Source organism: Variovorax paradoxus, assembly GCF_024734665.1.
Lineage (GTDB): Bacteria > Pseudomonadota > Gammaproteobacteria > Burkholderiales > Burkholderiaceae_C > Variovorax.
In genome coordinates this window covers 955,873-980,641 of sequence record NZ_CP102931.1, presented here as the reverse complement: position 1 = coordinate 980,641, position 24,769 = coordinate 955,873, and the positions used below count along the sequence as shown (strand labels likewise).

General features: G+C 67.0%; 28 protein-coding genes. 19 read left to right on the top strand and 9 right to left on the bottom strand.

Features of this window, described 5'->3' with window-relative positions; all coding sequences use genetic code 11:
• Positions 1-2 precede the first annotated feature (2 nt).
• Complete coding sequence (locus tag NWF24_RS04655) at positions 3-860, top strand: PhzF family phenazine biosynthesis protein (protein WP_258353185.1); 858 nt, start codon at positions 3-5, stop codon at positions 858-860.
• 21 nt (positions 861-881) lie between these two features.
• On the opposite strand, the gene NWF24_RS04650 is transcribed toward NWF24_RS04655, so the two are convergent.
• Positions 882-2,099, bottom strand: a complete 1,218-nt coding sequence (locus tag NWF24_RS04650) for an acyl-CoA dehydrogenase family protein (protein WP_258353184.1) — start codon at positions 2,097-2,099, stop codon at positions 882-884.
• 131 nt (positions 2,100-2,230) lie between these two features.
• Between NWF24_RS04650 and NWF24_RS04645 the strand changes: the two genes are divergently transcribed.
• The 5 genes from NWF24_RS04645 (at position 2,231) to NWF24_RS04625 (ending at position 7,737) form a co-directional block, all read left to right on the top strand.
• On the top strand, positions 2,231-3,565 hold the full coding sequence (locus NWF24_RS04645) for an NUDIX domain-containing protein (RefSeq protein ID WP_258353183.1): 1,335 nt from the start codon (positions 2,231-2,233) through the stop codon (positions 3,563-3,565).
• Between the two features lie 47 nt (positions 3,566-3,612).
• Positions 3,613-5,841: a YccS family putative transporter gene (yccS, locus tag NWF24_RS04640; RefSeq protein WP_258353182.1), complete on the top strand. Its 2,229-nt coding sequence runs from the start codon at positions 3,613-3,615 to the stop codon at positions 5,839-5,841.
• Positions 5,842-5,920: 79 nt separating this feature from the next.
• Entirely contained in the window at positions 5,921-6,286 is a 366-nt protein-coding gene (locus NWF24_RS04635; RefSeq protein WP_257014574.1) for a hypothetical protein, read from the top strand.
• A gap of 178 nt (positions 6,287-6,464) precedes the next feature.
• A complete protein-coding gene (locus NWF24_RS04630) occupies positions 6,465-7,163 on the top strand; it encodes a Bax inhibitor-1/YccA family protein (protein WP_258353181.1) in 699 nt (232 codons plus the stop codon).
• 31 nt (positions 7,164-7,194) lie between these two features.
• Positions 7,195-7,737 (top strand): Rrf2 family transcriptional regulator, encoded by a 543-nt coding sequence (locus tag NWF24_RS04625; RefSeq protein ID WP_258353180.1) that lies wholly within the window; start codon positions 7,195-7,197, stop codon positions 7,735-7,737.
• A gap of 69 nt (positions 7,738-7,806) precedes the next feature.
• On the opposite strand, the gene NWF24_RS04620 is transcribed toward NWF24_RS04625, so the two are convergent.
• Positions 7,807-8,709: a DMT family transporter gene (locus NWF24_RS04620; RefSeq protein WP_258353179.1), complete on the bottom strand. Its 903-nt coding sequence runs from the start codon at positions 8,707-8,709 to the stop codon at positions 7,807-7,809.
• A gap of 136 nt (positions 8,710-8,845) precedes the next feature.
• Here NWF24_RS04620 and NWF24_RS04615 point away from each other — a divergent pair, with 136 nt between their 5' ends.
• Positions 8,846-9,289: an Lrp/AsnC family transcriptional regulator gene (locus NWF24_RS04615; protein WP_258353178.1), complete on the top strand. Its 444-nt coding sequence runs from the start codon at positions 8,846-8,848 to the stop codon at positions 9,287-9,289.
• A 19-nt stretch (positions 9,290-9,308) separates the two neighbouring features.
• Here the strand turns inward: NWF24_RS04615 and NWF24_RS04610 are convergent, their stop codons facing one another.
• On the bottom strand, positions 9,309-9,935 hold the full coding sequence (locus NWF24_RS04610; RefSeq protein ID WP_258353177.1) for a TetR/AcrR family transcriptional regulator: 627 nt from the start codon (positions 9,933-9,935) through the stop codon (positions 9,309-9,311).
• A 135-nt stretch (positions 9,936-10,070) separates the two neighbouring features.
• Between NWF24_RS04610 and NWF24_RS04605 the strand changes: the two genes are divergently transcribed.
• A complete protein-coding gene (locus NWF24_RS04605; RefSeq protein ID WP_258353176.1) occupies positions 10,071-11,297 on the top strand; it encodes an ABA4-like family protein in 1,227 nt (408 codons plus the stop codon).
• Here the strand turns inward: NWF24_RS04605 and NWF24_RS04600 are convergent.
• Positions 11,282-12,046 carry a sulfite exporter TauE/SafE family protein gene (locus NWF24_RS04600; RefSeq protein WP_258353175.1) on the bottom strand — a complete coding sequence of 255 codons (765 nt, stop codon included), beginning with the start codon at positions 12,044-12,046 and terminating at the stop codon, positions 11,282-11,284. The genes NWF24_RS04605 and NWF24_RS04600 overlap by 16 nt on opposite strands.
• A gap of 67 nt (positions 12,047-12,113) precedes the next feature.
• The gene (locus tag NWF24_RS04595; RefSeq protein ID WP_258353174.1) at positions 12,114-13,028 is read right to left on the bottom strand and encodes a LysR family transcriptional regulator; all 915 of its coding nucleotides are present in this window, start codon (positions 13,026-13,028) and stop codon (positions 12,114-12,116) included.
• 190 nt (positions 13,029-13,218) lie between these two features.
• On the opposite strand from NWF24_RS04595, the gene NWF24_RS04590 reads away from it, so the two are divergent.
• From NWF24_RS04590 to NWF24_RS04570, 5 genes are all read left to right on the top strand, one after another.
• Positions 13,219-14,010 carry a fumarylacetoacetate hydrolase family protein gene (locus NWF24_RS04590; protein ID WP_258353173.1) on the top strand — a complete coding sequence of 264 codons (792 nt, stop codon included), beginning with the start codon at positions 13,219-13,221 and terminating at the stop codon, positions 14,008-14,010.
• A gap of 77 nt (positions 14,011-14,087) precedes the next feature.
• Entirely contained in the window at positions 14,088-14,360 is a 273-nt protein-coding gene (locus NWF24_RS04585; RefSeq protein WP_093057387.1) for a hypothetical protein, read from the top strand.
• 193 nt (positions 14,361-14,553) lie between these two features.
• Complete coding sequence (locus tag NWF24_RS04580; protein ID WP_375338466.1) at positions 14,554-16,644, top strand: TonB-dependent siderophore receptor; 2,091 nt, start codon at positions 14,554-14,556, stop codon at positions 16,642-16,644.
• A 139-nt stretch (positions 16,645-16,783) separates the two neighbouring features.
• A complete protein-coding gene (locus tag NWF24_RS04575) occupies positions 16,784-17,164 on the top strand; it encodes a hypothetical protein (RefSeq protein ID WP_258353172.1) in 381 nt (126 codons plus the stop codon).
• A gap of 43 nt (positions 17,165-17,207) precedes the next feature.
• A complete protein-coding gene (locus NWF24_RS04570; protein ID WP_258353171.1) occupies positions 17,208-17,525 on the top strand; it encodes a hypothetical protein in 318 nt (105 codons plus the stop codon).
• Here the strand turns inward: NWF24_RS04570 and NWF24_RS04565 are convergent.
• A complete protein-coding gene (locus NWF24_RS04565) occupies positions 17,470-17,703 on the bottom strand; it encodes a hypothetical protein (RefSeq protein WP_258353170.1) in 234 nt (77 codons plus the stop codon). The two genes, NWF24_RS04570 and NWF24_RS04565, sit on opposite strands and share 56 nt — an antisense overlap.
• Before the next feature lie 86 nt (positions 17,704-17,789).
• Positions 17,790-18,599 (bottom strand): response regulator, encoded by an 810-nt coding sequence (locus NWF24_RS04560; protein ID WP_258353169.1) that lies wholly within the window; start codon positions 18,597-18,599, stop codon positions 17,790-17,792.
• A 222-nt stretch (positions 18,600-18,821) separates the two neighbouring features.
• Between NWF24_RS04560 and NWF24_RS04555 the strand changes: the two genes are divergently transcribed.
• Both NWF24_RS04555 and NWF24_RS04545 read left to right on the top strand, forming a co-directional pair.
• Entirely contained in the window at positions 18,822-21,023 is a 2,202-nt protein-coding gene (locus NWF24_RS04555) for an ATP-binding protein (protein ID WP_258353168.1), read from the top strand.
• Between the two features lie 224 nt (positions 21,024-21,247).
• Positions 21,248-21,733 carry a pilin gene (locus NWF24_RS04545; RefSeq protein WP_309148860.1) on the top strand — a complete coding sequence of 162 codons (486 nt, stop codon included), beginning with the start codon at positions 21,248-21,250 and terminating at the stop codon, positions 21,731-21,733.
• A gap of 55 nt (positions 21,734-21,788) precedes the next feature.
• Here the strand turns inward: NWF24_RS04545 and NWF24_RS04540 are convergent, their stop codons facing one another.
• Together NWF24_RS04540 and NWF24_RS04535 are read right to left on the bottom strand one after the other, a co-directional pair.
• Positions 21,789-22,016, bottom strand: coding sequence for a hypothetical protein (locus tag NWF24_RS04540; RefSeq protein WP_143062583.1), 228 nt, complete (start codon positions 22,014-22,016; stop codon positions 21,789-21,791).
• Positions 22,017-22,141: 125 nt separating this feature from the next.
• The gene (locus NWF24_RS04535; RefSeq protein WP_258355237.1) at positions 22,142-22,651 is read right to left on the bottom strand and encodes a hypothetical protein; all 510 of its coding nucleotides are present in this window, start codon (positions 22,649-22,651) and stop codon (positions 22,142-22,144) included.
• A 147-nt stretch (positions 22,652-22,798) separates the two neighbouring features.
• On the opposite strand from NWF24_RS04535, the gene NWF24_RS04530 reads away from it, so the two are divergent.
• The 4 genes from NWF24_RS04530 (at position 22,799) to pilV (ending at position 24,761) form a co-directional block, all read left to right on the top strand.
• Entirely contained in the window at positions 22,799-23,029 is a 231-nt protein-coding gene (locus tag NWF24_RS04530; protein WP_258353167.1) for a hypothetical protein, read from the top strand.
• A gap of 180 nt (positions 23,030-23,209) precedes the next feature.
• Positions 23,210-23,680, top strand: coding sequence for a type IV pilin protein (locus NWF24_RS04520; RefSeq protein ID WP_309148859.1), 471 nt, complete (start codon positions 23,210-23,212; stop codon positions 23,678-23,680).
• Entirely contained in the window at positions 23,626-24,300 is a 675-nt protein-coding gene (locus NWF24_RS04515) for a GspH/FimT family pseudopilin (RefSeq protein ID WP_258353166.1), read from the top strand. The genes NWF24_RS04520 and NWF24_RS04515 overlap by 55 nt, the downstream gene beginning before the upstream one ends.
• 2 nt (positions 24,301-24,302) lie before the next feature.
• On the top strand, positions 24,303-24,761 hold the full coding sequence (gene pilV, locus NWF24_RS04510; protein WP_093077553.1) for a type IV pilus modification protein PilV: 459 nt from the start codon (positions 24,303-24,305) through the stop codon (positions 24,759-24,761).
• The last annotated feature ends 8 nt before the right edge of the window (positions 24,762-24,769 follow it).

The following is a 24,769-nucleotide window of genomic DNA, read 5'->3' as shown; positions in this document are numbered from 1 at the left end:
CGATGGCCGCCGTTCACAACATTCGCGTCTTCGTGGGGCCCGACCCGGCGACCGGTGGCAATCCCGCGCCGGTGTGGCTCGATGCCGACGCACTCACGAGCGCGCAGATGCAGGAATACACACGGCTCAGCGGGCACGAATCTGTGTTCGTGCTGAAGCCCGCGACGGCCGCGCATGCCCTGCGCATGCGCTACTTCGTGCCGAACCATGAAATGGAAATGTGCGGCCATGCCACGGTCGGCGCACTGTGGCTGCTGCACCAGCGCGGCGAATGGGACGGCGCACCGGTCGCCATCGAGACGCTGAGCGGCACCGTGACGGGCCGGCGTATCGATGGCACGGTGCAGATCAGCCAGCCGCGCGCGGTGGTGCAAGAGGTGACGCAACGGGCGCTGGTCGAAGAGATCGCGCAGTGCCTGGGCATCGACGCATCGCAGATCGCGGGGCCGGTGCTCAATGCAGCCACCAGCCGCGTGAAGACGCTGGTGCGGCTGGCGGACACGGCGCAGTTGCATGGCTTGCGCGTGGATTTTTCGCGCGTCGAATCGCTGTGCGAGCGGCTCGGGTCCACCGGGCTGTATCCCTATGCGATGGCGCAGGACGCGACCGACACGGTCAGCGCTCGGCAGTTTCCGAAGTCTTCGGGCTATCCGGAAGACGCGGCCACGGGCATCGCCGCGGCCGCGCTCGCGTGGGGTCTGCGCCATCTGGGCCTGGTCGGCCACGAAGCGCTGTCGGTGACAGTTCGCCAGGGCGAGGCCATGGGGTCGCCATCCGCCATCCACGTCGAACTGCCTTTGGAGGCGATGGCGCAGGAAGGCTGCTGGGTGGGCGGCGACGCCGCAATGGACCGCCCCTGAAGCAGCACGGCCGGTCCTGCCTTACTGGTACGCCGCCAACTCCTGCTTGGCGATCGCGTTGCGGTGCACCTCGTCGGGGCCGTCGGCCACGCGCAGGTGGCGCTCGTAGGCGTAGAAGTGCGTGAGCAGCGTGTCCTGGCTCAGGCCCATGGCGCCGAAGGCCTGCATGGCCCAGTCGACCACCTTCACGCAGTTGTTGGGCGTGAGCACCTTGATCATCGCGATCTCCTTCGCGGCGACCTTGTTGCCCACCGTGTCCATGCGGTAGGCGGCGTTGAGCACCATCCAGCGCGACTGCTCGATGAGCATGCGCGACTCGGCAATGCGCTCGCGCCACACGCCCTGCTCCGCCAGCGGCTTGTGAAATGCGACGCGCGACACGAGGCGCTGGCACATCATTTCCAGCGCGGCCTCGGCCATGCCGATGGCGCGCATGCAGTGATGAATGCGCCCCGGCCCGAGGCGGCCCTGTGCGATTTCAAAGCCGCGACCTTCGCCGAGCAGGATGTTCTCGACGGGTACGCGCACGTTGTCGAACACGATCTCGGGGTGGCCGAACGGCGGGTCGTACACGCCAAGCAGCGCCATGTCGCGCACGATGGTCACGCCGGGCGTGTTCTTCGGCACGAGGATCATCGACTGCTGCTTGTGGCGGTCTGCGTTGTCGGGGTCGGTCTTGCCCATCAGCACGAAGATTTCGCAGCGCTCGTTCATCGCGCCGGTGATGTACCACTTGCGGCCGTTGATGACGTACTCATTGCCTTCGCGGCGGATGCTGCAGCGGATGTTGGTGGCGTCGCTCGAAGCCACCTCGGGCTCGGTCATCGCGAAGGAAGAGCGGATCTCGCCGGCCAGCAGCGGTGTGAGCCAGCGCTCCTGCTGGGCCTTGGTGCCGTAGCGCGCCAGCACTTCCATGTTGCCGGTGTCGGGCGCGGAGCAGTTGAAGATTTCCGAACTCCAGTAGCGCCGGCCCATGATCTCGCACAGCGGCGCGTATTCGACGTTGCTCAGCCCCGGGCCATGCTCCGACTCAGGCAGGAACAGGTTCCACAGCCCGCGGTCGCGCGCCTTAGCCTTGAGGCCGGCCATCATCGGCAGCTCGGCGTAGGGGCGGCCTGCGCGGGCGTTGGCGGCCAGTTCTTCTTCATGGCGTTTTTCATTCGGGTAGACGAACTCGTCCATGAACTTGAGCAGTTCCTCGCGCAGCGCGATCACCCTGGGTGTGAATTCGAAATGCATGGTGCGTCCTTCAGCAACAGTCGATGTGCCTTGAAGGTACGTCGCGCACCGCATTCCGGACGGTCTTCCGCGCGACAGCCGGGTGCCCCTGCTGTCGCCTTCGCAGCAGCCGCCGGCGCGACAATGCGTGCATGACAGCCAGCACTCCGGATGCCACGCCACAACCCGCTTCGCCGCCGCGCCCCGTGCGCTCGGCGGCCACCCTGATCGTTCTGCGCGACGCAAGCCACGGCCTCGAGGTACTGATGCTGCGGCGGGCCGAGAAGGCCAACGACCAGAACAGCGGGGCCAGCGTGTTTCCGGGCGGCGTGATCGATGCGCACGATCGCGGCCTGCACGGGCACTGCGGCGGCCTCGACGACAGGGCCGCGAGCGAACGCCTTGCGGTGCCGGAAGGCGGGCTCGACTACTACGCAGCCGCGATCCGCGAGTGCTTCGAGGAAGCCGGCGTGCTGTTCGCTACCGACGACACCGGCCGGCTGGTGACGCTGGACAGCCTGCCACCCGACCAGCTCGCTGCCATGCGCCATGCGGCGGAGCAAGGCACCGATGCGCTGCTCTCGCTGTGTGATCGGCACGGCTGGCGGCTCGCAGCCGACCGGCTCGCCTATTTCGCTTACTGGCTCACGCCGCCGGGCATGCCGCGCCGCTTCGACACGCGCTTCTTCATCGCGCCGATGCCCGAGGCCCAGAGCGTGCAGCCCGATGGCCGCGAGACGGTCGAGCACATGTGGCTGCGCCCCGCCGAGGCCGTGGACCCGGCGCGCGGGCTCAAGCTGATGAACGTGACGCGCCGCATCCTCGAGCAGCTCGCGCAGTTCACAAGCACGGCCGAACTCATGACTCATGCGCGCGGCCTGAAGCACATTCCGCGCGTCATGCCCCGGCTGGCGGACGGGCCCGCGGGACGACGGCCGGTGAACATGGACGAGCCGGCGTATGAGGAAGTCGCGCATCTCGACCCGGACGGCAAGGGCGGTGGCCGCTATGCGCACGAGGCCGGGCTGGTGACGCGGCTGTCGGCGCGGGTTCTGCGGGTTACGGGCGAAGCATCGGGCGAGCTGGCGCACAGCTACTTCGTGGGAGCTGCGGGCGGCGATTGCGCGTTGGTCGATGCGTTGCCCGCGAGCCCTGGGCACATCGCGGCCCTCGTTACAGCGGCGCCCGGGCGCGTGCGATGGATCCTGTCGACGCAGGCGTCGTCGGAAGAAGCCATGGGCGCCCTCGACGGCCTGCACGACATCTGGCCCGATGCCTCCGCCGTGTTGCCCGCGCCGGGTGAACGGATCGACCTTGGCGACGCCACGCTGCGCGTGCTGCCAGGCACGGACGGGGCGCAATCCCGTCAGTTCCTGCAAGTTGAGGACGAGATGCTGCTCACAGGGGTTGCCCCCGCAGCCGACAACGCCCAAGCCCGGTGGATCGCCCCCCGCCACGGCTTCCTGCGCAGTCGACCCGGTTCTTAGCCACAAGGCGCCACACGGCCGTGGCATGCATCGTGCAAGATCAGCCCATGCTTCCCCTGTCTCCCGACGCGCTGCGCCAGCGGCTGCGGTCTTTCGCTTCCCGCGCGCAACCCGTTCGCATTCTTCTCACCCTCGGCAGCCTCATGGCGGCCTGCGCCTGGACCGGCCACCCCGATGCGGTGATTCCCCTGTTCCTCGGCGCCATCGCCAGCGCGCTCGCCGAGACCGACGACAGCTGGCGCGGCCGGCTGCGTGCGCAGGTGGTCACGCTTGGCTGCTTCGCGGCCATTGCGTTCGCGGTGGAGGCGGCGTTCGGCTTGCCGCTGCTGTTCATCACCGGGCTTGCGCTCGCGGCCTTCTGCCTCACGATGCTCGGGGCGGTGGGCGCGCGCTACAAGGCGATTGCGTATGCGACGCTGATCCTCGCGATGTACGCCACGCTCGGCATCGAGAACATGGGCGCGCACGGCGGGGCCCATCGCGGGCGCGAGCCCTTGCTGCTGCTGGCGGGTGCGGCCTGGTATGGCGTGTTCTCGGTTTTGTGGTGCGCAGCCTTTCCGGCGCAGCCGGTGCAGGCGCGGCTGGTCACGCTGTTTGCGGTGCTGGGCAATTTCGTGCGCTTCAAGGCATCGCTGTTCGAGCCGCTGCGCGGCATCGATATCGAACGCAAGCGGCTCGCGCTGGCGCAACTCAATGCCGAGGTGGTGACGGAGCTCAACGCCGCGAAGGAAAGCATCTTCCTGCGCATCGGCGCGCGCGCGCCGACCGGGCGCCTCTCGCGCTACCGCGGGCTCTACCTGATCGCGCAAGACGTGCACGAGCGCGCCAGCTCCTCGCACGACGACTACAACGCGCTGGCCGACGCTTTCTTCCACAGCGACCTGCTCTACCGCTGCCAGCGCTTGCTGGGCCTGCAGGGGCTGGCCTGCCAGCGGCTGGCCGATTCGATCGCGCGGCGCGAGCCTTTCGACGTGGGCACGGAGACGGTGCAGGCGCTGGCCGACCTGCGCAGCGCCATCGAGCACGAGCGCGCGCGGGCCGATACACCCGGGCGACTGGCGCTGCTGGCATCGGTCGAGGCGCTGGCACGCAACCTCGCGCTGCTCGACGGGCAACTGGCCGGGGCCAGCCAGCCATCGGCGCGCGCAGGCCGCACGGAGATGGGCCTGTTCGACCGCTCGCCGCGCTCGTGGCGCGACGCGGTCGAGCGCGTGCGGCGGCAGCTCACCACGCGCTCGCCGCTGTTTCGCCATGCGCTGCGGCTGTCGGTGGCGCTGGTGGTGGGCTATGGCGTGATGCACGCCATTCACCCGGCGCAGGGCTACTGGATCTTGCTGACCACGCTGTTCGTCTGCCAGCAGACTTATGGCGACACCATTTCGCGCATGGGGCAGCGCATTGCCGGCACCGCGCTGGGCGTGGTGGCCGGATGGGCGCTGCTGCAGCTGTTTCCGCAGCCGCTGGTGCAGTCGGTGATCGCGGTGGTGGCGGGCGTGCTGTTCTTCGCGACCCGCACCACGCGCTACCTGCTGGCCACCGCCTCGATGACGCTGCTGGTGCTGATGTGCTTCAACCAGGTCGGCGACAGCGGCGTGCTGCTGGTGCCGCGGCTGGTCGACACCGCCATCGGCAGCGCCATTGCCGGGCTGGCCGTGCTGCTGGTGCTGCCGCACTGGCAGGCGCGGCGCATCAACGAACTGGCGGCGGCTGCGATGCGCGGCCATGCCGGCTACCTGCGGCAGATCGTCGGGCAGTACCGCACCGGCGCGCGCGACCACCTCGACTACCGGCTGGCGCGGCGCAACGACCACAACGCGGATGCGGCTCTGTCCACGGCCGTGTCGGACATGTTCCGCGAGCCAGGCTACGTGCGGCCGCGCGCGGGGGTGGCGCTGCGCTTCCTGATCCGCTCCCACACGCTGCTGAGTTATCTCTCGGCCCTGGGCGCCCACCGCGCGGCGCTGCCCGATTCGGCACAGATGGCGGTGCTGCGCACGGCCGCCGAAGGGGCAATTGCAGCGCTGGAAGGGCTGGCGGCCGGACTGGAAAAGGGCGTGATCGAGGCGCCGGGCGATGCAGTTGCGGAATCAATCGCGCGCGCCGAACTGGCGCAGGCCGTTGCCGCCAGCGGCGAGAACGGGGACGGCGGCGACCCGCAGGCGCGAACTTTTCACACCGAACTCGGTCTGATCTGGCTGCAGATAGACGCGTTGCGCACCCATGCACGCGAATGGCTGCAGTCCGAAGGCAGCGAAACCACGACCGCGCCAGCCTGAGCGAACATCCATGCGATCCGGTCGGTTGAAAGCGCCCGCCGCGAACACCCCACGGCGCGGCAGGTAAGATTACCCCTACATGTCCCGCTGGTTTGTCGCCACTGTCCTGTCCATCATGCTGTCCTGCTACGGCTTTGCCGTGCTTGCACACAGCGTGATCGGTGGCGGCCATTCGCACGGCGAACAGCAGGAGTCCGCGCTGGTTGTCAGTGCTGACTTCTCCGATGCAGCAACGCCGGCAAGCGATGCCGACAAGACATCGGACGACTCCCTCTCCGTCGACGAAGCCGGCTCCGAGCACGCCGAACTGGTCGACGCGCGCAACGGCGCCCCCGCGCTGCTGCGCTTCACGGAACAGCCGCCGAAACTCGGCCTGACCACCTCCGTCGCGCCGTTCCTCGCGCGACCCAAGCGGCCACCCCGCGCCGCGTCCTTCGTCGCCTAGGCCCCCAAAGGCTTAGCGCGACCGGGAGCCGCCACGGCTCCCGCCCTTTCGATCCGGGCTTCCCGCCATCCGGCGGCACCCGCATCGCAGCAACGACATCTCTCATTTCCGGCCCTGTGCCCCTTGCGCGCGCCATTGCGCGCAGCCAGCACCGGTCCAGCTTCAAGGAATCAACACAATGAACAACAGTCCCTCCACCTATCACGACGGCTTCGCCCTTCCGCTCGCCTCGCCGCAGGAGCGCAACCGCGTGCTGCGCAACACCTACTGGCTGCTCGCGCTGTCGATGGTGCCCACCGTTCTGGGCGCCTGGATCGGCGTTTCCACCGGCTTCTCGCGCGCCATGTCGCCGGGCATCGGCCTGATGGTGTTCCTCGGCGGTGCCTTCGGCTTCATGTACGCCATCGAGAAAACCAAGGAATCGGCCGCCGGCGTGCCGGTGCTGCTGGCCTTCACCTTCTTCATGGGCCTGATGCTGTCGCGCCTGGTGGGCTCCGTGCTCGGCCTGGCCAACGGCGCCAGCCTGGTGATGACGGCGTTCGCCGGCACCGGCGCGATCTTCTTCGGCATGGCCACGCTGTCGTCGGTCATCAAGCGCGACCTGTCGGCCATGGGCAAGTGGCTCTTCATCGGCGCGATCCTGCTGCTGGTGGCTGGCATCGCCAACTTCTTCATCCAGTCGAGCGCGCTGATGATGACGCTGTCGGTCGCGGCCATCGGCATCTTCTCGGCCTTCATCCTGCACGACCTCAAGCGCGTGAAGGACGGCCTGGAAACCAACTACATCTCCGCCACGCTGGGTGTGTATCTCAGCATCTACAACGTCTTCCAGTCACTGCTGGCCCTTCTGGGCATCGCGGGCGGCCGGGACGAGTAATTCCCCACGAAGGAAGGAAAGGAACAATCCCATGCGTCTCACCACCAAGGGCCGCTTCGCGGTCACCGCGATGATCGACATCGCCCTGCACGGCCGTTCGGGCCCCGTCACGCTGGCCTCGATCAGCCTGCGCCAGCGCGTGTCGCTGTCGTACCTGGAGTTGCTGTTCGGCAAGCTGCGGCGCGCCAGCCTGGTCGAATCGACCCGCGGCCCCGGCGGCGGCTATTCGCTCAGCCGCAAGGCGGCGGAGATTTCCGTGGCCGACATCGTCCTCTCGATCGAGGAACACGATGCCGAATCCACCCGCCGGCGCGATGCCGACGCGCAGGGCGAGACCGGCCGCTGCGAAATCGACGAGCTCTGGGCCACCGTGAACCTGCGGGCGGTCGAGTTCCTCAGGTCGATCTCGCTGCAAAGCCTGGTCGACGAACAAAAGGCCAAGGGCGTGCAAGCCGCGGTACGGACCGAAACCCGGCGCACGCCGACCGGCCAGCCAGCCACGCGCAAGCCTTTTGTGGTCGACGCGCCGAATTCGGTGTTCGCACTGGGACGGCGTCAGCAAAGCGCCAGCTAGCTTCAGCCAGCCAACGCCATCACGGACCATGCGGTCGCCCGGCGCGGCCGCACGCGACGACGTCCTGACTCAACGCTCTTCGGTAGCGGGCGAGCGCCTCGGCACGCCCGGCAGGGTCCACCCGAAGGTCATGCCAGCCGCGGCTATCAGAATGGCCGCGGCGCCTACCACCTGCAATGCGCCCAGCCGCTGGCCGAAGGCGACGTAGTCGACGCCGATGGCCACCAGCGGATAGATGAACGACAGCGCGCCGGCCACGGGCGTCGACAGCTTCTGCAGCGCCCCGTACAGCAGCACGAACACCAGCCCCGTGTAGACCACGCCCATGGCCAGGTGCACGCCCCACGTGGCCGCATCGGTGGGCAGCGTCTTCAAATGCGCGAACGGCGCGAGCATCACGATGCCCACGCAGACCTGGATCAGCGCGATGAGATGCGGCGCAATGCCGTCGAGCTTCTTCGCGATGAAGGCCGCCAACGCGTAGCAGAAGGCCGCGCCCAGTGCCATCAGCACGCCGACGAAATAGGCCGAACCGTCGGCCCCGCCGCCGGGCTTGGCCTGCGCCACCAGCACCACACCGGCGAACGCGATGCACAGCCACACGGCCTTCATCGCGGTCAGCCGTTCCGACAGCAGCAGCGCTCCAAGCGCGACCAGCATGAAGGGCTGCGTGTTGTAGACCGCCGTGGCAATCGAGATCGACGCGCGCGAGAAGGACGCGAAGATCAGCACCCAGTTGACGACCAGCGCCACGCCGCCCAATGCGGCCAGCGCAAAGCTGCGCAGCGTCAGGCCGCGTCGCAGCAGGCCCAGCGCAAGGCAAACGACGAGCAGCGTGGCCGCACCGAACACGCAGCGCCAGAACAGCAGGTCGGGTAGCGGCTGGCCGGAGCGCACGACGAACCATCCGATGGTTCCGGAAATCACCATGGCCGCGCTCATCTCCAGCGCGCCGCGAAGCTGTGTCTGCATGTCTGTTTCGAATGGCAGAAAGGAAGGAGCAAGCGTGCCACTTCCTGCGCGGATTGGATATGCTTTGAATAAGGCAATTACCGCTAATTGCCTTTCAAAACAAGCCATCGTGGGCCAGCCACTGGAGATCGACAACATGCTCGACGCAATCGACGAAACCATCGTGCAGGCATTGGCCGGCAATGCGCGGATGTCCCTGAAAGAACTGGCCCACCACGTGGGGCTGTCGTCGCCCAGCGTGTCGGAGCGGCTGCGACGGCTCGAAGAGCGCGACGTGATCCGCGGCTACACGCTGGACGTGAACCCGAAGGCGCTGGGCTACCAGTTCCAGGCCATCGTGCGCATCCGCCCATTGCCGGGGCAATTGCAGGCGGTGCAGAAGCTGATCGAGGCCACGCCCGAGTTCTGCGAGTGCGACAAGGTCACGGGCGAAGACTGCTTCGTCGCGCGGCTGTTTTTGCAATCGTTCGAGCAGCTCGACGGCATTCTCGACCGCATCGCGAGCAAGGCCGAGACCAACACCTCCATCGTGAAGGCGCAGACGATCCGCAGGCGGCTGCCGCCCTTTCCGGCTCAATGAATAAATGGATGAATAAAGGTCAGGGCCAGAACTGCTTCAGTATTTCCGGCAGCATGCCCTCGACAAAATCGTTCGTGCACGCGTTGCCGGCCTGCTCGCCGAACTTCTCGTCCAGCGCAAGATGCGCAAAGCCGTGCACGACGGACCAGGCGCCCAATGCGGCGGCCTGCATCGCGCGGTTTGGCGTCTTCTTGCTGCTCCAGCCGTTGTAGTCGCGCACTGCCTGCTCCAGCTCGGCAAATGCCGCATCGCCGGCCGCCTGCAGCCGGAGGTCTTGCGTCAACCGGTCCTTGCGGAACATGAGCTGAAAGCGCGCCGGGTAGGCCAGCGCGAACCGCACATATCCCATGCCCTGCCCGCGCAAGCGACGCGCGGGGTCGGTACCACCCGTTTCGGTGCCGGCGCGCAGGCAGCGTGTGAGTTCCTCGAAACCCAGGATCGCCACCTCGGTCAACAACCCGGCTGCGCTGCCGAAGTGATGCATGGGCGCGGCCGCCGACACGCCGGCGCGCCGCGCTGCCTCGCGCAGGGTGAAGCCCTCGATGCCGCGCTCGGCCAGCAGGGCTTCGGTAGCCCCGATCAGCGCCGCGTGCAGATCGCCGTGGTGATAGGGCGCGGGGGCTTCCTCTGTTTTCTTTGCCGCCATGGCTGGTTGCTGCTTTCGGTCTTCAAAGGGGGGACTCTACCTTCTAAAGAATCTGCTGGTGTTTTTATCTAAACAGTGTAAAGATTATGCCATGCCAATCCCGGCATGCCTTTTTTTTGAACGCGAGGCTCTTCCATGTTCGACTCACTTTTCAGCGCAGGCAGCACCGTCGCCCTTCCTGCCTGGGCGGCGCTCGGCGCGGCCCCGTGGCTCGGGCGTGCCAAGCCGGTGATATGGGCAACGACGGGCATCGTCATTCCCGTTGGCCTCGGGCTGGCGTACTGGTGGCTGATGGCGACGTACTGGTCCGCGGCCGGTGGCGGCTACAGCTCGCTGTCGGCGGTGCACGCGCTGTTCCAGCATCCGGGCCTGCTCACCGCCGGATGGTTCCACTACCTCGCCTTCGACCTGTTCGTGGGCACGTGGATCGCGCGCGAGGGGGAGCGCGCAGGCATCGCGCCAGTGCTCCTCATTCCCTGCTTCGCCCTCACATTCCTGTTCGGGCCGGTCGGCCTGCTGGCCTTCCTGGCGTTGCGGGTCGCGCCCGCATGCATGGCGCTGGCGCGCGAGGTGCATCGGCGGCAACCGCAGTTGGCGAAGTTCGGTGGCCTGCTGCTCGCGGTGATGGTGCCTGCCCTCGTGGCTGCATGGCTCGATCCGCGCACGCTGAACGGCGTCGGCGTCTGGGTCAAGCCGCTGAAGTTCATGGCTTCGGTCAGCCTCTATGCATTGACCACCGCATGGCTGCTCGGTGACCTGCCGCGCGAGCGACGCGGCGGCCGCATCGAACGCGCCATCGTCGCGGTGGTGATCGCCACGGGCGTCTTCGAGGTCGGCTACATCACGCTGCAAGGCGCCCTCGGGCAGGCCTCGCATTTCAATGAAGACTCGACCTTCCACATCGTCATGTACAGCCTGATGGGCGTGGGGGCGCTGTCGCTCAACGCCACGGCATTGCCGCTCGCGTGGCTGTTCGCGCGCCACGGCTACGCGCTGGCGGCGCCTTACAGGCTGGCCGTGGTGCTGGGGCTGGTCCTGACCTTCGTCGCCGGTGCGGGCGCGGGCATCGCGATCAGCCAGCACGGCGGATCGACCATCGGCGCCATCTCAGGCAGCGCAACGCTCCCCCTGTTCGGCTGGTCGGCCACCGGCGGTGATCTGCGCGTGCCTCACTTCCTCGGCGTGCACGCACAGCAGTTGCTGCCGCTGGCGGGCGCGCTCATCAGCGTGTCGCTCATGCCATGGGGCCGCGCGGCAGTCTGGCTCCTGACAGGCCTCTACGCGGCGCTGATCCTGCGGATGTTCAGTCTGGCCTATGCGGGCGTGCCACTGATTGCGCTAGGCGTTCAGGCCGCGACATAGCGGTAGATCAGGAAGGCGCCAGAACACAGCACGGCGAGCGCCACCACCCTGAGAAACTGCTCACGCGACAGCCGCAGCGTGATGCGCCGCCCGACCGCCGTGCCCACGAGCATGGCCGGGAACAACAGCGCTGCCAGCCACAGGATCGACGTCTGCGCGTACACGCCGGCCAGCAGGAAAAGCAGGGCTCGCGTGAGTGTGCTGAGCCCGATCAGCGTCGATTGGGTCACGCGGATCTGCTCCTTCGCCGCGATGCGCCCCGACAGGTAGATCGCGTAGATGAAGCCGCCGCTGCCGAACATTGCCGAGAAGATGCCGCCCACGAAGCCGAAGGGCACGGCCGCGCGCGGCGACAGCCTGGAAACAGGCTTGATGCCGCTGAGCGAATACAGCGCATAGGCCACCGCGAAGATGCCCAGCGCCAGCAGCATCACCTGCGGCCGCCCGAGCAGCAGCAACGCCGCGCCGACAAGGCTGCCCAGCGCCATCACCGGCACCAGCCGCCGCAGTTCGCTGGTGTCAGCCGAACGCGCATCGCGGCTCACGTTGACCACGGCCGCGAAGAAGTCGAGCAGCGCCAGCAAGGGCACGACGCTGGCCACCGGAATGAAGTTGGCCAGCACCGGCCCCGCGATCAACGCAGTGCCGAAGCCCGCAATGCCGAAGATGACGTAGGCGGCAACGACACCCGCGCAGACAACGGCGAACTGATGGGGCGTGACCGGCAAGGCGCCGAAGAAGGAATCCATGCCTGCGAATCTAGAGGCTTCGTGCCTTGCGCGCCAATGCCGAATGGGGCGCCCTTCGATCTCGAAATCAGCTGGCTCCGCCGCGCGGTGCCTGCATGGCGGCACACAGCGAACCGACCAGGTCTTGCGCAAGCCGCGTGGCATCGTCGGCGCGCCACAGCACCAGCACGGTGGTGCTGGCATCGTCGCCGTCCAGCACAAGCAGCTTCACGCCCTCGGGCGCCATGCGTCCCATCGACTCGGGCACGATCGCGATGCCGAAGCCCGCCTGCACCAGCGCCAGCTGCGACCATTTGCGCGAACGCACCTGCGCGCTGGTCGGGTGGTAGCCCTGCGCGCGGCATAGCTCGGCCACGCGATGGCTCAGGCCGCCGCGTTCGAGATGCGGTGTCGCAACGAAGGGCTCGTGGCGCAGTTCGGCGATGGCCACGTGCTCGCGGCCCGCCAGGGCATGCGCGGCCGGCACGGCAACCACCAGCGGTTCCGAGAAGAGCGGCGCCTGTCGCACGCCTGGGTAGCGGCGCAGCACCGGTTCGCGCGCCAAGCCGACGTCGGCATTGCCTTGCTCGATGTCCTGCGCCTGATGTTCCGATGCGCGCTGCGACACCTCGATGGAAACGCCTGGATGGCGCTGCGCATGGTCCTTCAGGCATTCGAGCAAGCCATGCGTCAGGGGCACCGAGCTCGAATGCAGCAACTGCACAGTGCCCTCGATGCCGCGCTGCGCATGTCGCGCGCCCACGGCCGCGCTCTCGAGGGCGGCAAGAATGCGCCGCGCATCGCCGTACAGCGAACGGCCCGCAGGCGTCATCTCCAGATGCCGCGCGTCGCGCTCCAGCAGCGGCACCTGCAGATGGCGCTCCATCTCCTTGACCTGCCGGCTCAGGGCCGACTGCGCAATGAAGAGGCGCTCGGCCGCGAGGCTGAAGCTGCCCGCGTCGACGATGTCGACGAAATAGCGGAGCTGTTTGTGGGTGAGCATGGGAACGTCCTGCTGGCCAGTGCCGCGGCCTGTACGCCGATTCTGCAGTGGTGGGTTCTGTCCTGTTTTTGCGTAGATGCGCACGGTTGCGCGGCGGTTCGCCGTCCCAGAATGAAGCTGCCGTGCGAGGTACGGCGTGCGCCTTTCCTGGCGCTTCTTCGCGTTTCTTCATAAAACCAAGGAGACCCTCATGCTCACTTCCCGTCGCGGCCTGCTGGCCGGTTCCGCTGCCATGGCCACGGGCGCCATTGCCGGTTGTGCATTGCCCGCCGGCGCCAGCCGCACACAGGCAACGCCGTTCGATGTCTCTGCATCGACCATCCCGATCGTCGGCAGCGAGCAGGTCTATCCGGTGCGCCGCATCTACTGCATCGGCCGCAACTACGAGGCCCATGCGCGCGAGATGGGTTCTGACCCGAGTCGCGAGCCGCCCTTCTTCTTCCAGAAGCCGGCCGACGCGATCCAGGTCGTGACGCCCGGCGTGGTGGCCGACCATCCCTACCCGTCGCTCACGAAGAACTACCACTACGAAGTGGAACTGGTGGTGGCGCTGGCCAAGGGCGGGCGCAACATTCCGGCGAGCTCGGCGCTCGACTACGTGTACGGCTATTCGCTCGGTCTCGACATGACGCGCCGCGACCTGCAGCGCGAGATGGGCGACCAGAAGAAGCCGTGGGAAATCGGCAAGAGCTTCGATCATTCAGCGCCCATCGGGCCGATCCACCCGGTGGCGAAGGTCGGGCACTTCACCGACGGCGCTATCTGGCTCAAGGTGAACGGGCAGACGAAGCAGAGCGCCACGCTCAAGCACATGATCTGGTCGGTGGCCGAGCAGATCAGCCGGCTGTCGCAGGCCTTCGAGCTGAAGCCGGGCGACATCATCTACTCGGGTACGCCGGAGAACGTCGGGCCCGTGGTGCGCGGCGACCTGATCGAGATCCACATCGACCGGCTGCCGGAGCTGTCGGTGCGGATCGTCTGAGGGCGCGTAGGCTGCCGCACCATTTTTCCTACCAGATTGGTGCCGATCATCGGGGCTCCTGCATCTCCAGAGCCACCATGTCCCAGCCTCCGCAAGCCACCTACATCGACGACCTGCACGCCCCGCAGGTGTTCGCGGACGAAGTCTCGGGATACTGGGTCAACGCGGGCTGCGTGCACATCACCTTCGACGCCAGCCGCGTCGACCACAGCTCCGACCGGTGCCCTGTCCATCGGGCCGCTGTGCTGCGCGTGACGCTGCCGATACCCATTGCGCAGGTGCTCGCGGTCAGCCTCTACGACTTCCTGAAGCAGCGCGGGTTGGCGCCGGCGCCTGGCAACGGGCACTGAGGGGAGCAAGCAGCACCCGACGGCGGGTGGCCTCCAAGATTTCTCCGAGATTCAACTCTAAAATGAGAAGCATTCTTATTTGCGAAGTGAGTCAACGTTGAATCCTGGACGCCAGAACACCGCCGGCACCGTCACGGTCCCCTCCCCGACTTCATTCAGGCGCAGCGCATTCGGCCCGCCCGCGCGCGCCACGCTGCTGGTGCTGTGGGCGGCCGCCCAGATTGGCCGCGCACATGCACAGGAGGCGCAAAACAAAGAAACCTCCTCGCTGCCGACCGTCACGGTCACGGCCGAATCGCAGGACGATTCGCAGCAGCACCTCGGCGCCAAGGTGAGCAGCGGCGCGCTCGGTGCTCGCTCGCAACTTGAAACGCCCTTCTCCACCACCGTCGTGACCAGCGAGGACATGGCCGAGCGCCAGGTGTCGAAGCTGGGCGACGTGTTCGCGCTCGACGCATCGGTATCCGACAACAGCGGTGCCTACAGCAGCTGGGCCAGCTACATCACGGTGCGCGGCCTGCCGCTGGACTGGCAGAACGCCTACCGCATCAACGGCCAGCCCTTTCTCAGCTACGCCATCACCATGCCCTATGAACACTTCGAGCAGATCGAGCTGCTCAAGGGCTCGTCGGGCTTCATGTACGGCTTTGGCTCGCCGGGCGGCATCGTCAACTACGTGACGAAGAAGCCGACCGACACGCCGGTGCGCAGCATCGAGGTCGGCTACAAGACCGCCGGCATCTGGAGCGAGCACGTCGACCTGGGCGGGCGCTTCGGCACCGACGACCGTTTCGGCTACCGGCTCAATGCCACGCACGAGGAGGGCAAGACCTACAACGACGGCAACATCCGCCGCGACTCGGTGTCGCTCGGGCTCGACGCGAAGCTCACCGACAGGCTCACCTGGACCTTCGACTCGCTCTACCAGAAGCGCACCTCCACAGGCCAGACGCCATCGATCTACCTGGGCAGCTACACGGGCACGAGCCTGCCGTCCACGATCAGCGCCAACAACGCGAGCCTTGTGGGCCCCGGCCAGCACCTGGCCACCGACTTCAGGCTCTATTCGACCGGCCTGCAATACCAGCTGTCGCCTGACTGGACGCTCAGCACCAGCTACAGCCACAGCAGTGCCACACGCAGCCGCAACGAAGGCATCTCCTACCTGCAGGACGCAAGCGGCAGCTATGACGACTACCGCTCCGACAGCGAGGAAGGCCATCGCTTCAACCAGTGGCAGGCCATGGCCACGGGCAAGCTGCGCACCGGCGACTTCGAGCACCAGGTGACGCTGGGCGCGTCGTGGCAAAAGCAGGTCAACTACTACAGCAGCAACGCCGTCTACCAGCTGGTGGGCACCGGCAGCATCTTCGGGCAGAACACCAACAGCTACAACAGCGTGACGAACCTCACGCCCTACCGCAACAGCGACATCACGCAGCGCGCAGTATTCGCGAGCGACACGATGAAGCTGTCCGAAAAGTGGTCGGTGCTGGCCGGCCTGCGCAGCACCACCTACGAACAGGTCGGCTACGACACCACCGGCCTGCAGAATTCCACCTACCGCAAGAGCGGCGTGATCACGCCCACGCTGGCGCTCATGTACAAACCCGCGCCCGACACCACGCTGTACACCAGCTATGTCGAATCGCTGGAGCCCGGCAGCACCGTGAGCAACCTCTACGCCAACGACGGCGCACTGCTCAACCCGCTGAAGAGCCGCCAGTACGAACTGGGCGTGAAGACCGAACGCGAACGCTGGAGCGCCACGGCCGCGCTGTTCCGCATCGAGCGCGGCGCCGAATACGCCAACAGCTCCAACGTGCTGGTGCAGGACGGCCAGTCGATCTACCAGGGCCTGGAGCTCGGCGCTTCCACACGGCTGGGCTCGCAGTGGCAGATCGGCGGCAACCTGATGCTGCTCGACAGCTCGTACGAGCGCGGCAGCAGCTACGTCGGCAACCGCGTGGCGGGCGCGCCGAAGCTGGTGGCGACCGCGCAGGTGTCGTACACGGTGGCGCAAGTGCCCGGCCTCAAGCTGTCGGCCGACATGAAGTACACGGGCAACACCATGCTGAACGCGGCGAACCAGCTGACCGTGCCCGGCTACACCATCGCCAACATCGGCGCGAGCTACACGACGCGCATCGGCGGGCGCAACACGACCTTCCGCGCGGCCATCAACAACGTGGCGAACCGGAAGTACTGGGAATACCAGTACGACAACTACATCAAGCCCGGCGACCCGCGCACCTTCAGCCTGAGCGCCAAGCTCGACTTCTAGGCCTTCTCGCAGTCTCTGCTTCCTTGGCCGGCCGCCGTCTTCGACGGCGCGCCGGCTTTTGAATTTCTGCGGCAGCCGATGGCCATCGAAGGGGTCCGCATCCAATTTTTCTCCCCCTTTGAAGTTCACGATACGGTTCATGAACACCACCCCGCATCGCAACCCGCACGGTGCATCGCACGCGCTGCGCTTCACCGGCCTGCCGGCGTTGGCGCATGCGGATCGCCACTTCCCGGAACTCACCATGCAAGCACGCTGGCGCAGAACACAGCCCGCCCTCGTCGCTGCGCCGCGGCTGAAGAAGTCCTTCTGGCTGTCGCTTCTCGCGGGCCTGCTGGCCTTCGGCGCACTGGCGTTCGGTGTCTTCGTGGCCGCGAGCGACACTGGCTGCGCAGCGCGTGACACCGGCGCTTCGGGCAACTACAGCCAATCGACGCTCGCACCGATCACATCGGCCGGCGGCGGTTGCAAGCGCAAGCAGGGGCCGGGCCGCCTCGAGCATCCGAAGACGATGCTCTAGCACGCCCCGCTCGCGACGGCCCACTCCCGAAGAAAGCACATCCGTGTTCGACACCAAGCTCCCTGGCGGCGCCTCGGGAATGTTCCGGCCACAGCCTTTCTTCGGTGCACTTGTGGTGGAAAGCGATCCCGCTGTCGCGAGCCGCCTGAATAGCGTCCTGGAGGTCCTCGCGCCGGGACGGTGCGTGGTGTTTGTGCCCGCGCGCGAAGAGGCCGATGCGATGCTGGCCACGCTGTCCTTCGACCTGGTGTTCGTCGAGACGCTGACGGTGCCAATCTGCGCCGACGCCTTCCGCAAGCTCGAGCTCAGATCCCCGACCCCGGCGATTCCCGAGGGAACACGCCACGGTCTTCCAGGCTGACGCCGACACGAAGACGCTTCTTCTCGCGCGGCAGCTCGTGCTCGACGATGCACCGCCGGGCAAGGAGGAACGCCAGGCGCCGGGCATCCCAGGCCAGGAACATCGCCAGCAGCACGACGTCGCACACGGCCAGCGCGATCAGGGTGCGCCAGTCCCACAGCCAGTCGAACGAAGTCATGAGTCGGTAGAGGTGATGAATGCGAAGCCCCGAGACTGAGGTCTTCGCATTGCCTGCGAATTTCACCGTGTTGCGGTGATCGCGGTTCAGGCTTCGCGCGTGCGCGTTACGGCGGGCACGAACATGTAGCCCTCGTTGCGCACGGTGCGGATCAGGTCGGCGCGCGTCTCGCCAAAGGCCAGCTTGCGTCGCAGGCGGCTGATCTGCACGTCGATGGCGCGGTCGTACGAATCACTCTCGGCGCCGAGCGCGTACTGCACCAGCTGGTCGCGCGTGAGCACCCGCCGTGGGTGCTGCACCAGCGCGCGCAGCAGGCGGAATTCGCCGTCGGAGAGGTCCACCGGGCGGTCTTGCGGGTCATGCAGCAGCCGGGTTTCGAGGTCCATGCGCCAGCCCGCGAAGTGCAGCACCGTGGGCTGCTGCGCCTCTTGCGCTGCGGCCGCGCCGGAAAGCGGCGGCGGCACGGGTTGTTGCGCCGGCAGCCCGACAGCGGCCGCGTGCGCGGTGCGCCGCAGCACGGTGCGGATGCGCGCCAGCAGCTCGCGCGGATTGCAGGGCTTGGCCAGGTAGTCTTCGGCGCCGATCTCCAGGCCCACGATGCGGTCGATGTCCGTGCCCACGGCCGACAGCATGATGACCGGCGGCCCGCCGATGCGCTGCAGCTCGCGCAGCGCGCTCAGGCCGTCTTCGCCGGGCATCATCACGTCGAGCACGATCAGCGCGTAGTCGGCCTGCGCGAGCCGCTCGCGCATTTCCGCGGGATGGCCAGCCGCATCGACATGGAAGCCGTGCTTCTCCAGGAAGGACGCCACCAGGCTGCGGATGCCGGCGTCGTCGTCGACGATGAGGATTCGGGTAGACAGGTTCACGTTACGGCGGATCGGGTAGCGGATCATAGGCCGGGCGCGGCCTCCGTCCGAAGCCCCGCGAGCCGTGAAATAAATTGCAATACGCTGAAATCCGGCTGCAACATCCGCTTCACAGACTCGTACGCTCGAACGTTTGCGCATGCCCTGGCCTCGCGCATTCGCGCTGACAGCTGGGAGAAAAAAGATGGGAACGCAAAGATCGAGCCACGGTGGCGTGACATCGCTTCCCGTCCGTGCCAGCATCAACCCATGAACTCCCAAGGTACCGCGCGCCGCTGGTCGGGCCCGCCGCTCGCGTGGCAAATCATGGGCCTGCTGCTGGGCGGGCTGGTGGTGGCGCAAGTCGTGACACTGGCGCTGACCGTGCTTCTCCCGCCGCAACCACAGCGCCAATGGGAGATGGGCGACATTGCGCGCGTGCTGTCTGGCCGAAGCGCCGAAGGCCGCAACGCGAACCTGCTGCAGCGCACGCTGCAGGCGAACGCGCCCCAACCCAAGGGGCAAGGCTGGCTGACCTCCGAACGCTCGCGGCGCGACCTGGCGCAACTGCTGACGCGCGACGAGGCCGAGGTGCGGCTGTACTTCTTCACGCCGCTGCCGTTCGCGGGCACCACGGGCCCTGTCGCGGCAACGGAAGACGGGCATGACGCAGCGCAGCCAGTGCCGCGCCGCATCGCCAACACCTTTGCTGGAGCGGGCTTTCTGCGGGTCCAGGCGAGAGGTGGGCCGGGGGGCGGCGGAGGCGGCGGCGGACCGGGAGGACCCGGTGGGCCTGGAGGCATGGGATTCCCCGGGGGAATGGGAGGCCCGAGGGGAAACCAGATGGGCACTTCTCCGCCGTCACCACCACCCGGCAGCGTGACAACGAATCCCGCGACGGGCAATGCGCCGGCCACTACGCCGGACGCGTCGGGCGGTCCATCCACGCCCACGCCCGCGGCCGGAAACCCTCCGGGCAGCACGGCAACGGCTTCCCCCGGTAGCGGTGCAGGCCCCGCCGGCACACCGCCATCGCCCGGGTCGGCGACACCGAGCACGACGGCCGCGCCGGGCTCGGCGACCGCACCAGGCTCAACGACTGCGCCGGGCGCGCCCGGTGCCGCCCCTCCACCGGGCCTCTCGTCCGCAGCGCCACCATCGGGCCCCGCCCAAGGCCAGCCCGGAGCCCCCTCAATACAGTCAGGGCCCTCCATGCGAGCCTTGCCGCCGGTCATCGAAAGCCCACCACGCCGCGAGGCCCCTGCCAGGGCCGAGGCACCCGTTGCCCCCCCTACCGCGCAATCGCCGCGCGCCGAGCCCGCCACGCGGCCGTCTTCGGCCAGTACGCCACCTGTGACCGCGACTGCACCGCCGCGCGTCGTCGCCCCTGTCGAACCGCCCCACGCGTCCAGAGACACCGACACGACGATCACGACACCCATCGCCACCACTGACAACGAACGCCCCGCCGCGCGCGGCCTCTTCGGGCTCGCGCCCGCGCCATTCGTCGAAGGCGACTTCATCGCCGCGGTCTACACGCCCGAAGGCAGCTGGGTGGTGGTGCAGCCGGTGCCCGAGTCTTTTCCGAACGCGTGGCAGCGCCGCGTGCTGCTGTGGTTCCTGATCGCTGCCGCAATCGTCGCCCCTGCGGGCTGGCTGTTCTCGCGCCGGCTGGTGCGGCCGATTGCCGGCTTCGCGCGCGCAGCCGACCAACTGGGCCGCGACCCTGCGGCGCCGGTGCTGGCACTGGAGGGCCCCGCCGAAATCGGCCGCGCAGCACAGGCCTTCAACCGCATGCAGGCGCGGCTGCGCAGCTTCGTAGACGACCGCACGGTGATGATCGGCGCCATCAGCCACGACCTGCGCACGCCCCTCACGCGGCTGCGCTTTCGCATCGAGGACGTGCCCGACGACGTGCGCGCCGGCATGCTCGAAGACGTCCAGGAGATGGAGTTGATGATCGGCTCCGTGCTCAGCTTCATCCGCGATGCCTCGGTGGTGAGCGCGCGCGAACGCATGGACCTCTCGAGCCTTGTCGAGGACGTGGTCGAGCAGGCCGTGTTCGTCGGCAAGAACGTGCAGTTGCGACGCGTCGAGAGCGCGCAGGTGGAGGTCGACCCGATCGGCATGCGCCGCGTGCTCGACAACCTGATCGAGAACGCCGTCAAGTACGGGCACCTGGCACGCGTGCGGCTGTTCACCGATGGGCACGACGCAGTGGTCGAGATCGGCGACCGTGGGCCGGGGCTGCCCACAAACGAAATCGAGCAGGTGTTCAAGCCGTTCTATCGGACGGCACAGGCGCGGTCCTCGCGTGCTGCAGGCAGCGGCCTCGGTCTGGCTGTGTGCCGCTCCATCGCGCGCGCGCACGGCGGCGACGTCGTGCTGAGGTCCGGCTCGCATGGGCTTGTTGCGCAGGTTCGCGTGCCTCTGGCGCTCGAGGCGCAACGGCTGGCGTCTGCGGCGCACTGAGCAAAGCCCGCGCACACGCGCGATGACACCACCCTTCAGATGCCATGGCACGCGCCGCCGCGCGTCATGACGAAGCGGCACGAACAGGTCCGCGCCTTTACCTCCTGAAACACCTGTCAAAACACGCATGAACCACCGCAAGACGGGTGGCATGCGGACTGCAGAAAGAAGCTCGTCCCGGTGAGTTTTTCCGGGCGCACTTTCTCAACTGCAGGAGTTTCACAATGAACCATCGTTCCTTCGCACGCAATGTGCAAAAGGGTTTCACCCTCATCGAGTTGATGATCGTCGTGGCGATCATCGGCATTCTGGCTGCTATTGCGATTCCGCAGTACCAGACCTACATCGCCAAGTCGCAAGTGGCTCGCGCCATGGGCGAAACCGGCGCCCTGAAGACGGCGTATGAAGATTGCCTGAACAATGGAAAGACTGATGCGGCCGCTTGCGACCTCGGCGCTACCAGCTCCAACATCTTGAGCTATACATCCCCCCTGGCTTCGACTGCTGGCACGGCACTTAGCACGACCACCAATACTGTCGCGCTGACTACTAGCGGCACCATTTCAGCCACATTCGCCGGCAGTGCGGCTGCAACGCTGAAAGCGACGCCCTACACGATCACCTGGACTCGAAGCACCGCGGGCAGCTGGACCTGCGCAACTACAGCTGACTCGAAGTACGCACCGGCGGGCTGCCCTAACGGCACCTGATTCAGCCGCATCGCTTAACGCAAGCCGCCTTATGGCGGCTTTTTTTGCGTCTGCGTCAGGGCGACGAGATCTGTTGCGCGCTGGCCTTGCGGTATGCGGCCTCCACCAGCGCCTCGCACTGCCCCGCACCCGTGGTATCGAGACAGCCTCGCTGAAAGAGCTGATACATATCGAGCGCCGCGCGAGCCGCCAGTCGCTCACCTGTTGACGAAGGCGGCGCTTCAGCACACTCGTAGAGATCCGGCACTCCCGCCGCATTGCATTTCTGCTGCGCGACGATCATGCTGCGCACCGCGACATCCGCACCGAAATCGGCCGGCTCATCACCAGGCCTACGTGAGCCTACGCAAGCTGCCAGTACTGTGAGCACGAGTGCAGGGCAAACAATCCACGCAGACAACCGGACGCCTACGGCTCGCCGCATCCCGCCCTCATGCCCTGAATCTGCTGGCAGGCCACCGGATGCCCCAGCGAAGCCGCCTTGGCGATCCACATGATCGCGAGGCTGTCGTCCTTCGGCACGCCCAGGCCCGATGCATGGCAGTTGCCGAGCCACTGCATGGCGTCGGCATTACCTTGCGCGGCCGCCAGATCGAGCCAGTAGACGGCCGCATCGAAGCGGCCCGCGACGAAGAACATCTCGCCAACATCGGCTTGCGCGTTCGCATCGCCGCTGTCGGCCTTCACGATCATGTGCAGGTCTTCATCGGACAGCTCGAGCTTGATCAGACCGGCGATCTGCGCAAAGGCGAGCATCGCCCGTCCCCGCGCGTCTTCCTTGTGCTTGGCGATGGTGCCGTCGGACACGCGACGCCACAGCGTGCGCTTGCTGATGCCGGTCATCGCGATGGCGGCCTCGAGGCTGATGGCATCCGACCTCAGTTCCGGGCCGCCCTCGGGTGCGAGGCCGTCGTGCACATGCGGCAACGTCTCGCTCTCAGTCGCCTTCCGGCGTCGGCTGCTGCGAGGCAACCGCTGCCGTACCGTCATTTCCGGGGTGCACTGCCAGGGGGTGGTGGTGGCCTGCCGCCGTCCTGCGCGGGCTTGGTGAAGCCCGCCTTGGTCATGCACGCGGTCATCGCGGTCTCGTCGGGGCCGCCATTCGAATCCTTGGCCACGCTGGCCGCGCAGGTCTTCAATGCGGCATCAACGGCCGAGTTGCCGCCAGTGCTGCTGGTGCTTGCGCTGCTGCTTTCCGTGGTCTTCGATGCAGCCCACGCCGCGGCCGAACAGCCCACCAGACACGCCATCCCGAGGGACAGCAACATCTTCTTTTTCATCGATCACTTCTCCTGAACATCGGTCGATCCGATGCAGCAGCGATGCTCGACAACAAAGTCGGAGAAACGTCGGATTCACTGCACCCACGCGCACACAAACCCCAACGCATCAGCCAGCTTTCTCCTAAATTGCATGTTCGACTCGGCGTCCAGGAAGTTTCTGATTGCTTCCGGTTACACGAGGAGAAGAACCACCATGACGCGGCTGCAGAAGAAGCCTCAAGAGCTCCGTGCGCGAGTGCTCGGCTTCACCTTGATCGAGGTGATGGTCACCGTGGCGATCGTGGCGATCCTGGCGTCCCTCGCCCTGCCCTCCTACACGGACTACGTGCGGCGCGGCCGCATTCCGGAGGCGACCTCCAATCTCTCCGCCAGCAACGCAAAGATGGAGCAGTGGTTCCAGGATGCCAAGAGCTACTACGCCACCGGCTCCACCAGTGCATGCGGCGTGAGCATCTCGAATACCAACCTGAAGTACTTCACGCTCACCTGCTCGCCCAGTTCGTCCACGAGCTACACCATCACCGCCACCGGCACGTCTGCCATGGCTGGCTTCGTCTACACCATCGACCAGGACGGCACGCGGACTACCACCATCACCGGCGTGTCGGGATGGACCGCAACCTCGTCGAGCTGCTGGATCACAACCAGGGGCGGGAGCTGCTGATGCGCACGCGGCAGCCTTCGTCGGCGGGATTCAGCTTGATCGAGTTGATGGTGGCTATCACGATCCTGGCGATCCTGACTTTGCTGGCCGCACCCGGGTTCAGTGACTGGACACGCAACAACCGCCTGCGCAGCACGGCCGAGTCGCTGCGCTCCGATCTGCAGACGGCCCGGGCGGAAGCCATCCGCCGCAACACCGGCACGCGATTGCAGTTCGTCAGCTCACTGGACGCCAGTTGCGCGTTGAGTACCAGCGTGGCGATCTGGGTGGTGAACGCCGGCATCTCCCAGACACCGGCCGGCGCCTGCGGCAATGCCCCGAGCGCCACCAGTACGCCCTACCTGATCAGCAAGAGCCCGATCGAATCCAGCAAGAGCTCGGATCTGGTGCTCACCGCATCGCGCAGCACCGTGGGCTTCGATGCACTGGGCCGCCAGTCGGCCACGAGCAACCCGACCACGTCGATCGCCACGCTGACGGTGCAGCTGACCAGCGCCAGCAGCACCTGCGTCGCCTCTGGTGGTTCGGTGCGGTGCCTGAACGTGATCGTCTCGCCGGGCGGTGATGCCCGCATCTGCGACCCCGCGCGCAGCGGGAGCACCGACCCCATGACCTGCTGACCATGCCGCGCCGCCAAACACCTTCATCCGCCATGGGCGGCTTCACCCTCATCGAGGTGATGGCTGCGCTGCTCATCTTCGCCATCGGCCTGCTGGGCATCACCGGCCTCTACGCCAGCGCAGCGCGCACTGCTACTGGTGCCGAATTCCGTACAACCGCCGCCATGCTCGCCAGCGACCTGATCAGCCGCATGTGGATGAGCGACCGCACGGCAGCCACCCTCCAGGCCAACTACGGGAGCACTGCCGCCGGCACGGGCTACACGAGCTGGAAGGCCACCGTCGACAAATCGAACCTGCCGGGCATCAGCAGCCTGCCGCCGACCGTCACTTTCAGCACGGTAGCCGGCGGCGGCAGCTCGGCCGTCAGCAGCAGTCTGGCCACCATCACCATCTACTGGAAGGGCCCGGGCGACAGCAGCGCCCACCAGTACGTGGCCATGGCGCAGATGAAGCCGTGAGAACCTTC